Raw genomic sequence first — 12,024 nt, 5'->3', positions numbered from 1 at the left:
TCTGTTATGTTTTTATTATGCTATAGCACAATATTTTTTACTAAGCCACAACTTCTTTCGGAAACCCGGTAGATATCGTTGTCTCTTTCCAGAGTTCCATTTCACGCTTCAGGTCTTCCAGTTTTTGAGAGGCCATTGCATACGCATCTGCACCGAGTAATAAGTGTAAAGGAGCACGATCTGCTTTGGCTACTGCGATCAAAGCATCCGCTGCTTTATCAGGATCTCCCTCCTGGTTTCCATCCACTGTATTCTGGTGAAGCGTTTGTGATGCGCGTACACTTGTATACTCTTCAATAGGATTTGCAGGTGTACCGAGTGAACCGGCAGAAAGGAAATTTGTTCTGAAATATCCGGGCTCTACAACCGTTACATCTATACCAAAATCTTTTGCTTCCTGTGCCAATGCTTCGGTGAGACCAGACACTGCAAATTTAGTGGCGCAGTATATGCCCCATCCTGCAAAATTACCAGTAAAGCCACCGATTGATGATATATTAAATATATGTCCGGAGCGTTGCTCGCGCAGATGCGGCATGGCCTTTCTTACCACGTGCAATAATCCGAATACATTTACTTCAAAGTTATTGCGTACTTCGTCTGCACTCAGTTCTTCGGTTGCGCCCACTTGTCCGTAGCCGGCATTGTTTACCACCACATCGAGGCGACCGAAATGACTGATCGTTTCGGTAATTGCTTTCTCTACGCTTGCCTCCGACACTATATCTACTGCGAGTGGCAGAAAATTACTGCTGCGCGTACCTACTGCGTTGTTCAGGTCATCAAGCTTGCGTGATGTAGCCGCTACCTGGTAGCCTTGTTCGAGTAACTTTTTTACAATCGAGAGTCCAAGACCTTTGGAAGCTCCCGTTACAAACCATACTTTTTTGGTTTTCATACGTTGATTATTTAAAGGGGTTAAAATGAATAGTTACCGGAAATCTGTTAATACATACTCTGCGACTAAACCATGTGTTGCTCTCGTCTGCATTTTCGTTTCCGTTTACAATACAAAAGTATACTGGTTTATACCCCTGGCGATTGCGGCATTCAAACCAATGCTTGTACAATTCAAACAACCGTAAAAGACTGCTCGCCCATGTTTGAATTTTGCAATACTCCACAAACCGTTCGTTCGGCAGGATAATTTTTGACAGGTTCTTATACTGCCAACCTATATATAAATGTGTAGCCGTACGTCTACAGCTCGTACGGTCCACGTAACGATTACGGTGTTAATCGCGTTCTTTACCTGGGCACGACATTTCATATTCACAGTTATACTTCACGATAAACAGGAATGACTATGACCAGCTCGCTCATCTCTTACAATCAACAGGCACAGGAAGAACTTGTGCGTTGGCAAAAACGCATGCAGCGAAAACCTTCATTTTTGAACAGACTGTCCAAACAGACACAAAACCGGATCAACCGTATCATTCCTGAGAAAGTACATACTGCGATTACGTCAGCCATAAAGCAGATGACTCGTGCGCTCATCTTTGGTGCAGGGCTTTCCACGCCTGATCCCATACCGGACCTGACGCTTGCTGATCGTGAAAATAGAGTACGCGCTATTATTCGTGCACATCGGAATACAGCCACTGCCGAAGGCGCTATTACCGGTGCCGGTGGCTTACTGTTAGGACTTGCCGACTTCCCGATATGGCTGGGTATAAAAATGAAAATGTTATTTGAGATCGCGGCTACCTACGGCATTGATACGCGCGATTACAAGGAGCGTATATACCTGCTGCATATATTTCAGTTAACATTCTCGAGCCAGCAGCATCGTAACCGGATATATAGTCAGTTGGAGCAATGGAGGGAAGACGTAATTCTGTTACCGGCAGACATTCATCAATTCGACTGGCGTTCGTTCCAGCAGGAATACCGCGACTATATCGACATCGCCAAATTATTGCAGCTCGTGCCGGGCATTGGCGCGGTTGTGGGTGCATACGTTAATCACCGGCTAACGGAAAAACTTGGCCAGTATGCCATGAATGCCTACCGGATGCGAACACTGCCGGCCTAATACCGCTTCAGAATTTATTCAGAATCATCTTACACTTTTACAAAAACTATTTCAGGCCTGACGAAACTGAAGTTTGTCGGTTTGCTGCTATATTTATTGAAGTTCATCCGCGGTATATGAAAGTGCTGATTGTTGAAGATGAGACAGAACTCTCTCAAAGCATTGCTAAATTTTTAAGCTCCGAAGCTTTTATCTGCGAACAGGCGTACACGTACGATGCCGCGCTCGATAAAATCTGCATGCATGATTACGATTGTATCCTGCTCGACATCTCTTTACCAGACGGCACGGGTTTGCAGTTACTGGAGAAATTAAAAGCACTGAAAAAAAACAACGGAGTAATTATTGTCTCTGCGAAAAACTCGATCGATGACAAGATCAGTGGACTCAACCTGGGTGCTGACGATTACCTTGCCAAGCCCTTTCATATGGCCGAACTCACTGCACGTGTACAGGCTATTGTGCGAAGAAGAAATTTTAACGGCAGCAATATTCTCGAGTTCAACGAGATCAGAATCGACACCAACGCATTTACAGTACACGTGTCTGGCAAAGCTGTTGCGCTAACGCGGAAAGAATACGAGTTGCTGATTTTTCTCATCTCGAATAAAAATAAAGTGATCTCCAAGAATGCTATAGCCGAACACCTTACCGGTGATGCAGCCGAGGTAATGGACAACTTCGATTTTATTTATGCACATATGAAGAATCTGAAGAAAAAACTGGCCGATGCCGGAAGCCAGGACTATATTAAAACAGTATACGGCTTAGGCTATAAATTTACGGCATGAGGTTACTAAACGTAAGCTTAAAAAGTTTTCTATACTATTCAATGCTATTGGTGCTGATCGGCATTCCGGCATCCTTTCTTTCCATTCGTGCTATATCTGAAAAAGAAATTGACAATGGCCTCCACCGGCAACAGGAAGAATTTGTTGAGCACATTAAAAACTTTGAATACCTGGAGGACATCGCTGTAGACCTGCGTGTATTTGATGAGCTTGCGTACGACCAGGAAATTCAGCCTGCCGATCGTTACTATGAAGGCGAAACGTTCCGAACCATCGCGGTGTACGACAGCATTGATCGTGAAGTAAATCCCTATCGTGAAGTTACCTCGTATTTTGTTGTGCGCAACCAAGTATATAAACTTGCGATACGCACCTCGCTGGTAGAAAGTAAAGCGCTGGTTATTGTGATCAGCATCGTACAAACCATCCTGATGATACTCCTGCTCGGTGGGTTTCTGCTCATCAACAGCTCGCTGTCCAAAAAGATATGGAATCCGTTTTATAAAACACTGTCCAAACTAAAAGCGTACGAACTTAACAAGAAAGAACCTTTTCAATATGAAGACTCGAACATTGCCGAGTTTGATGATCTGAATGCAGCCATACGTTCGCTCACCAATAAGAACATGGAAGTGTTTCAACAGCAAAAAGAATTTATAGAGAACGCATCACACGAATTGCAAACACCGCTCGCCATCTTTCAGTCCAAACTCGATTTGCTCATGCAAGACGAAGCACTGACCGAAGAGCAGGCCGCACTGGTAAAAGACCTGATCAATACCAACCAGCGCCTGTCGAAACTCAACAAGAGTTTGTTGCTCTTATCTAAAATTGAAAATGAACAGTTTATTGACAAGGAAGCGATTGATGTGACACAGCTTCTGCACGATTCTATTGCCCATTACCAGGAGCTCACGGGCAACGGGGCTACCAATATACTTCAGGCATCACCCTATATACTTCATGGGAATAAAACGTTAACGGATATACTTATCAACAACCTGGTTCGTAATGCATTTCAACACACTGCGCAGTATGATCAGATCAGGATATACCTCGAGAACGGCATACTGTCCATCGAAAATCCGGGAGAACCTTTTAAAGAAGGAGGAGAAAGAATATTCGATCGCTTCTACAAAGAGAGCAATCACAAAGCAAGCACGGGCCTCGGACTCGCCATCGTTAAAAAAATATGTGACTTATCCGGATACACACTTACGTATATATACCGAGATGGCAGGCATATTTTTTCAGTGAAGTTCTGATTTCAGAATTTATTCAGAATTATATAGTTGATTTGAGTCGATATATATACTCAAATCATGTCTGCTGCTTTCGCAAAAGTAAATTTCTGGAAACAAGTCCAACAAGGGCGCTTTAGTAACGTAATTCTCCTGATGAAAATCGTCATTTTCATCTCCATGATTACCCGCGCTATATTTCTTCTATACTCGTTTCCGGATGTCGATATAACCCTCACCACCATAGCCGGTATATTTATCATTGGCCTTTTTTATGACTTCATCAACGCATCGTATTTCAGTATACCACTCCTGATATATACGTGGCTTGTTCCTGAAAGTCAATACACCAAAAAATGGAATCGGTATACACTTTACGGATTGTTCTTCACCCTTATTTACATTCTCTTATTTAATGGCATTGCTGAATGGTTCTTCTGGGAAGAGTTCAATACACGTTTTAATTTCATTGCCGTTGATTACCTCGTATATACTACCGAAGTATTAGGGAATATACAGGAGTCTTACCCGATCGGCTGGATCATTACCGGCATAACCCTGGCGTGTGCGATGCTCGTATACCGAACGACCGATCACATCCTGACAGACGATATCAAGCCCATGGGCTTTGGAAAAAGAAGTCTGATCGCAGCAGCATTTATAGCATTGCCGGTACTTTCTTTCTTCACGATCACCACACGCCTCCATCACTTCAGCAGTAATGCATACGCCAATGAACTGGCTGGCAATGGTATGTATGAACTCTTCGCTGCGTATCGAAACAATGAGTTGAGCTATGATCAGTTCTACAAAAGAATAAAGTGTGAAGATTCTTTTAAAGAGATAAAGAAATTACTGAAAACAACTGAGACAGCCTATATATCCGACAACCCATTTGATATCACACGCACTGTAAAGCACACAGGTCCGGAGAAGAAATTGAATGTCGTACTGATCTCCGTTGAAAGTCTGAGTGCAGGCTTCATGAATACGTTCGGTAGTACCAAGGGTATAACGCCTTTCCTGGATTCACTGGCATCACACAGTTTACTTTTCACACAATTATATGCTACCGGCACCCGCACCGTACGCGGGCTTGAGGCACTGTCATTATGTGTACCGCCTACACCCGGTCAATCGATCGTGCGCAGACCGCACAACGAGCACCTGTTCACCCTGGGAAAAGTATTTGAAGAGAAAGGCTATGAAAGTAAATTTATATACGGTGGCTACGGATACTTTGATAACATGGGCTACTTCTTTGCCCATAACCAATACGATGTTATGGATCGCAACCAGTTAAAGGATGAAGAGATCGACTATGAAAATATATGGGGTGTAGCGGATGAAAATCTTTTTACACTCGCTGAAAAGGAAATGGAGCGCACCATCGCTTCGGGTAAACCTGTGTTTGCCCATGTTATGACTACATCCAACCATCGCCCGTTCACCTACCCGGACGGACGCATTGATATACCTTCCAGCACCGGTCGTGATGGTGCCGTGAAATATACCGACTATGCCATCGGTAAATTTATTCGTGCCTGCTCGCACAAGTCGTGGTTTAACAACACTGTATTTGTAATCATTGCCGATCATTGCGCATCGAGCGCAGGTAAAACGGAATTACCGATTCATAAATATCATATACCCTTGCTGATATACTCCCCAGCCAACATACAACCGGCACACATGGATCGGTTAATGAGTCAGATCGATCTCGGACCAACATTACTGGGTCTTCTCAACTTCTCGTATACCAGCAAATTTTTTGGTTACGATATATACAGTCTGGAGCCCGGCCGCGAGCGTGCGTTTATCAGCACGTATCAGAGTCTTGGGTATGTAAAGAACAATAAACTGATCGTGCTCTCGCCACAACAAAAGCTGGATACTTACCAGGTAAGTCTTGACGGAAACCTGCAGCGACAGGAAGGTAACGATCCTGCCCTTACACGCGAAGCTATCTCGTGGTATCAATCTGCGAGCTATGCGTTCAGCAACGGGCTTATGCGATAAGTATAAAGTGACATTTTAAAGTACCTATACCTCGATGAAAAACCTTCTCTCTCATTTAAAAGTACAAAACAGGAAACACGGTGTATTCTGCTTCTTTATTCTATCGCTATACATATCGACAGCCTGTGCGCAGTTCAACCAACAAACTATAGTATATCGGGATACTGCAGTTGCACCCGAAACAAAAAGACCAAACTGGAAACGCACTGCCTATATACCGCTTACGCTGATATCGCTGGGCGCACTTGGCACATTGGACAACCGGATCATTGACTCAAAAGAGATTCGTGAAGAACGGAACAAATATGTCCCTTTCTTTCATCACAACGCTGACAACTACCTGCAGTTTGCGCCCATTATAGCTGTATACGGTTTGAATGCCTGTGGTATAAAAGGAAAAAATTCTTTCGCCAATCGGACTGCTATACTTGTAAAGGCGGAAGTGATCGTAGGCGCTGTTACGTTTTCACTGAAAAAGATAACGGCCGTGCCACGTCCTGATTCCGGGCAACCTACATCCTTCCCTTCCGGGCATACTGCTGAAGCTTTTGCTGCCGCTACATTTATGGCGAAAGAGTATGGCGATCAAAGCATCTGGTACCCCATCGGTGCCTATACCGTTGCCACCGGAATTGGCGCTATGCGCGTTTTAAACAACCGGCATTGGGTATCGGATGTGCTCGCGGGTGCGGGTATTGGTATACTCGCAACGGAAGTTGCCTACCTGACGCACCAGTATAAATGGACAAAAAAGAAACGAAATGCGATTATAAGCCCAGCCTACAGCAACGGTGCCGCGGGGTTATACATGCGCTATACACTACAATCCCGGATTGAAAGATATGATCGGGATTTCTGAAAATCAGGCTTTCGAAGGCGGAAACACAGATTCTGGCCTGTTCTTTGCCTCGCAAGGACTGCCGATGAGACAGTTTGAAAATTTTTCACATGGTATACATACTATTTACAGTGCTAAACAGTTATGGCACATGTACTTTTCGGCTTGTGTTTTCGCTTTTTCAATTACTAAATGATGCGTAAATTGAAGTTGTATAAGTTCAGGATTCAGCAACAACGTATGAAATATCAACCCCTGGCCTTGATTATAGGTCTATCCTTCTCTTTTCAGGTATGTACTGGTCAGATCAATCAGAAACGACATGAGACTGTTGATCTGGGGCTCGCTGATCAAAAATTAAAACGCAAAAACGCGCTCTTTCACGCAGCAAAATTACCCGTTACACTTATTGCGCTGGGTATATATGCTACCGCTGATCACACGGTAATTAATCGCTACGAGGTTCGTGAAGAACGTAATGAACACATGCCGAACTTCCACAGTACGGTTGATAATTACCTGATGCATGCACCGGTAGCTATAGTATACGGTCTTAACCTCGCGGGTGTAAAAGGAAAACATGATTTCAGAAACCGGACCTTGCTGCTGATCAAATCTGAAATGATTATGGCGGCACTGACTTTTTCAGTAAAGCAATTCACACAAGTTACGCGCCCTGACGACAGTAATAATTACTCCTTCCCTTCCGGCCACACGGCACAGGCGTTTGCTACAGCAACATTCCTCTCGAAAGAATATGGCGAACAAAATATATGGTATAGTGTAGGAGCCTATAGTATGGCAACAACCGTAGGCGTTATGCGCGTACTCAACAATCGCCACTGGATCTCCGATGTACTGGCCGGAGCCGGTATCGGTATACTTTCCACGAACCTTGCGTACCTCTCCCACCGCTACAAGTGGAAAAACAAAAACAGCGACCTCACGGTGATACCGATGTATACCAACGGTCCGGGCATCTATCTTGGCTACACGCTGAATTAGCTGCCAGCCTCTAGCCACCAATTGCCAGGCTGATTTTCTGGTGGTATATATTTACCTGCTAAAATCGTCTCAGAACTCTCAGCTGAAAAGTATATATTAACCAAGGCCCTGGCGCCACAACACCCCTACCAAATCCTGCAGCCTGTAGCCATTCCTTATAAAATGAATTCAGCCGTACGGGAAAATCAGCTATATATTTATCGTATCATCTCTGAACATACTCTTTCCACAGGAAAATGAGTTATTCATTGATTCGTGAATTGACATAGTCTACGTTTCGACTGCCCGGTAAAAGTACATTTTAAAAAATCTTTACCCGGACACTAGTGGATACAAGTTGCTAGCTGATTTTCCTGATGGTATATATTTACCTACTAAATCGTATCGAAACTAAAAACTAGCTTACAGCCGATGATGAATTAGCTGCCAACCCACAGCTACGAGTTGCTAGACTAATTTTTCTGGTGGTATATATTTACCTGTTAAAATCGTCTCGGAACTCGAAACTAAAAGCTCGCAACTGATAAAGTATATATCTACAAATCCGAACGTCACCCTCTGACCAAGTCCTGCCGCCAGTAGCCGGCAGTCTTCCTTTTCTCGCAGCTCATAACTCAAAGCTTGCAGCTATTTCCAAGATGTACTTAACCAAAAGCAGCAACGTCACCCCACCATCAACTCTTGTAGCCAGAAGCCAGCAGCTTTCTTTTTCTTCTCAAAAGCTCGCCACTGTTTCCCATAGGCCTACCGTTGCAAACATAATAATGTTGAAACATTCATAAAAAAAGCGTGCTTTTCCGGCAGCGCGTTGTTCAAATAATATTACATACGTTCCCGTCTTTCTGCACAATTCGTTATCTTTAATTACTCCGCTTAAAAAAGTATTTACATCTGCTTGTGTTGTATTTTAGTCTCTAACCACAAAGGCCATGAAAAAAGTTTTGTTAGTTGATGATGACCAGGTGTGCAACCTGATCAGCAAGAAAACACTTCAACGCATGGGTATTGTTAATGAAGTGCATACTGCTTTGAATGGTGAAGAAGCAATTAATTTGCTCAACGATTATTTTCAGGGAGCCCTCTCGCTACCCGATGTAATTCTGCTCGATCTGAACATGCCGATTATGGATGGATTCAGCTTTATCGAAGCCTTTAAGAGGCTTAATATCCCGAATAAAGATTCCATGCGCATCGTTATCGTCAGTTCATCTCAGAATCCGAACGATGTACGCAAAGCCAAAGAAATGGGTATAACTGCGTTTCTTACCAAACCCGTTACGGAAACCAACTTGCGTTCGGCATTTGAAGATTTCATAAACTGATTTACAATTGGCAGCCTATATATACTTATCTGTAAACTATACCGACTTGGTAGTTGCACGTGCTTTCCGTAATTCTTCCTGTAGCATGAGAATGGCTTCATCGCAGGCCTTGTAAAAGCCAATATGAAGTTCGTCCGGAAATATAGCATCCGTTTCGATCGTTGATTTCATCTGGTCTTTCACAGCTCCCAGTATATCCGACAGGGGTTTATAGCTGATCACACTTACCGTTGTTTTACTCTTGTGCACCACCGCGCGGAACATTTCTGCATCGCTGGCAGCTAACGCTTTTTCAAAAACAACTTTAAGCTCCTCCAGGTTTTGAATGAACTGTCCGATAAGCTCACACTTAAACTCGGTATTGCCTTCCGTATACAGATCGAGCTGACTCGCCATTGTACTTTCTGAAACCTTCACATCTTCCTGCAATGCATATTTACTGATGATGCGCTGCAGATCGCCCGGATGAAACGGTTTGCTCATATAGTCCGACATACCCGTGGTTAATACCTTGTCGCGCATTTCAATCATGGCCGAAGCTGTGAGCGCAATGATGGGTATTGTATGAAAATATGGATCGTCCATAGAGCGTATAGCACGCGTTGCTTCATAGCCGTTCATTACCGGCATCTGCAGATCCATCAACACAAGATCATATCGTTTTTCCTTGATCAACTCCACGGCCTCTCTTCCGTTGCTCGCCACAACGGTATGGATACCCCAATTCTGAAGAAAATTCACGGCTACCATTTGATTCACTCGGTTATCTTCTACCAGCAGCACCCGTATCGAGCGCTGTCTCAATATAGTCGCGAGGTCATTGGAGGTAGTACCTTCTGAGGGTTTCTGTCCCTCTTCCAGTGTAAGCGTAAAAAAGAAACTCGATCCTTCGCCCGGTATACTGTCCACAGCTATATCACTTCCCATCAGGTTAATTAATCTTCGGGTAATAGTAAGTCCTAATCCGGTTCCGCCATACTCGCGGGTAATGTTATTACCGGCCTGCGAGAAGCTGTCAAATATAGTATTGATCTTATCCGCAGGTATACCTATACCGGTGTCCATTACAGTACATCGAAACGTTACCAGTTTACCTTCACGTTTCAATGCCTCCACCACTAACCTCACTTCTCCTTCCTCTGTAAACTTCACAGCATTCCCCATCAGGTTGGTGATGATCTGCACGATACGAACCGGATCGCCCTTGAGGTATTGCGGCAATGTACCATCAAAGAACGCCTGCACTTTTACATTCTTGCCCGACACGCGATGCTCCATCATACTGACTGTGCGCTGAATGATTTCTTTCAGATCAAAATCAACCTTCTCAATTTCGATTTTATTCGCTTCAATCTTGCTGAAATCCAATATATCATTGATGATGGTGAGCAGATTCTCCCCGGAGAATTTCAACAGCTTCAGATTCTCCTGCTGCTTGACAGTAAGTTTATCTTCCAGTAAAAGATTAGTGAGACCGATAATCGCGTTCATAGGCGTTCGTATCTCGTGGCTAATCATACTCAGAAAATCACTTTTTATCCGCGTGGCATTCTCAGCTTTTTCTTTCGCTTCCTGCAAGGCACGTTCAGCCTGTCTGCGTATGGTAATATCACGTGCCACAACACTTACCTTATGCGCATATTTACCCTCGAAGAACATTCGTACATTTTGTCCCACCCACAGATCGTCAGTTTTACCATGCATTCTGAATTCGCGGTAACTAACCTCCCGGCATTCTTTAAGCTGGTCGCGGTAAAATTGTATTGTATCGGCCCGATCATCTTCATGTACAAGTTCCCAATACGGTTTACCCATCAACTCATCTTTACTATATCCGCTGTGTACTTCCATCACGGCATTCACAAAAGTAAATTTACCATCTTGTCCCAGCTCATAGATCATATCACTGGCGTTCTCCACAAGTTCACGATATTGACGCTCGCGTATCTCCAGGCTTTCGCGCAGCGCACTGATCTGCTCGAGGTTAACGCGGATCTCCTCTTCCGATGCCACAAGTTCATTATTGGACAGCACCAGTTGCCGGTTAAGTTTGGATAATTTTTTATTCTTGATGCGTAAACTCTTGAGCACCGGCAGGAATATATACATAAACTCCGCCACGAGTATAGCAATGGCCAGCGCTGATAATGCCAGTTCTATCTTTTTAAAGTAATTGAGTTTTTGTTCGGCTTCACGCTGATACTGGTTAACTGTTCGTTCCATCAGCAGCAAAAACGGCAATTCATGTTTTGATATTTCCGCTACAGCTGCATTCACAGACTCCGCGCCTGGCGCACGCAGTATATTTCGTGCCGCTGCTACTATACTGGTAACATGTGGTGTATTTTTATTGAGCAGCAATTCAATTATTTTACTTTTATCATTTTGCTGGTTCTGCAGGATGAGTCGATCGTGCATTACCTGCCACGTATTGATCAGCTTCGTTAATGTATCCAGTCGTGTACCTCGTATGGTGTCTGTTTCAATCAGGTCATCATTCAGGTATAGTATAAGTTTAGATATTCGTTGGCTTAACATACGCTGCCGGCCGGCTTCATTAATAAGCTGCGCATCTTCATTCTGGCGTTGCAAAGCATATTGTACAATAGCCTGCGATACTATAATCGTTAGTATAACAGAACCAATAAAAAAAATGTAACGCCTCTTGAGCGAACGCCTCGTGGTTTTCATGAAGAAATTTAATAAATTAAAAAATGTTTTTTAACCACCTGTTGGCAGGAATGACTTTTTAGAATACCATACGAATTGA

At 43.7% G+C, this 12,024-nt stretch carries 9 protein-coding genes; 7 read left to right on the top strand and 2 right to left on the bottom strand.

Annotated features, from left to right (window positions below; genetic code table 11):
- Positions 1–40: 40 nt before the first annotated feature.
- Complete coding sequence (locus tag ACFQ21_RS18845) at positions 41–898, bottom strand: oxidoreductase (RefSeq protein ID WP_377581089.1); 858 nt, start codon at positions 896–898, stop codon at positions 41–43.
- A 408-nt stretch (positions 899–1,306) separates the two neighbouring features.
- Between ACFQ21_RS18845 and ACFQ21_RS18840 the strand changes: the two genes are divergently transcribed.
- The 7 genes from ACFQ21_RS18840 (at position 1,307) to ACFQ21_RS18810 (ending at position 9,254) form a co-directional block, all read left to right on the top strand.
- Positions 1,307–2,038: an EcsC family protein gene (locus tag ACFQ21_RS18840; RefSeq protein ID WP_377581087.1), complete on the top strand. Its 732-nt coding sequence runs from the start codon at positions 1,307–1,309 to the stop codon at positions 2,036–2,038.
- Between the two features lie 116 nt (positions 2,039–2,154).
- A complete protein-coding gene (locus ACFQ21_RS18835) occupies positions 2,155–2,829 on the top strand; it encodes a response regulator transcription factor (protein WP_377581085.1) in 675 nt (224 codons plus the stop codon).
- Complete coding sequence (locus ACFQ21_RS18830) at positions 2,826–4,094, top strand: sensor histidine kinase (protein ID WP_377581083.1); 1,269 nt, start codon at positions 2,826–2,828, stop codon at positions 4,092–4,094. Before ACFQ21_RS18835 ends, ACFQ21_RS18830 begins: the two co-directional genes overlap by 4 nt.
- Before the next feature lie 57 nt (positions 4,095–4,151).
- The gene (locus tag ACFQ21_RS18825) at positions 4,152–6,089 is read left to right on the top strand and encodes an LTA synthase family protein (protein ID WP_377581081.1); all 1,938 of its coding nucleotides are present in this window, start codon (positions 4,152–4,154) and stop codon (positions 6,087–6,089) included.
- 34 nt (positions 6,090–6,123) lie between these two features.
- Positions 6,124–6,948: a phosphatase PAP2 family protein gene (locus ACFQ21_RS18820; RefSeq protein ID WP_377581078.1), complete on the top strand. Its 825-nt coding sequence runs from the start codon at positions 6,124–6,126 to the stop codon at positions 6,946–6,948.
- Between the two features lie 219 nt (positions 6,949–7,167).
- Complete coding sequence (locus ACFQ21_RS18815; protein ID WP_377581075.1) at positions 7,168–7,932, top strand: phosphatase PAP2 family protein; 765 nt, start codon at positions 7,168–7,170, stop codon at positions 7,930–7,932.
- Between the two features lie 929 nt (positions 7,933–8,861).
- Positions 8,862–9,254: a response regulator gene (locus tag ACFQ21_RS18810; RefSeq protein WP_377581072.1), complete on the top strand. Its 393-nt coding sequence runs from the start codon at positions 8,862–8,864 to the stop codon at positions 9,252–9,254.
- 36 nt (positions 9,255–9,290) lie between these two features.
- Here the strand turns inward: ACFQ21_RS18810 and ACFQ21_RS18805 are convergent, their stop codons facing one another.
- Complete coding sequence (locus ACFQ21_RS18805) at positions 9,291–11,945, bottom strand: response regulator (RefSeq protein WP_377581069.1); 2,655 nt, start codon at positions 11,943–11,945, stop codon at positions 9,291–9,293.
- Positions 11,946–12,024: the final 79 nt, after the last annotated feature.

The organism is Ohtaekwangia kribbensis, assembly GCF_042676245.1.
Lineage (GTDB): Bacteria > Bacteroidota > Bacteroidia > Cytophagales > Cyclobacteriaceae > Ohtaekwangia > Ohtaekwangia kribbensis.
Note: the sequence above shows the minus strand (reverse complement) of the source record. Positions and strands in the feature narration are given on the sequence as shown.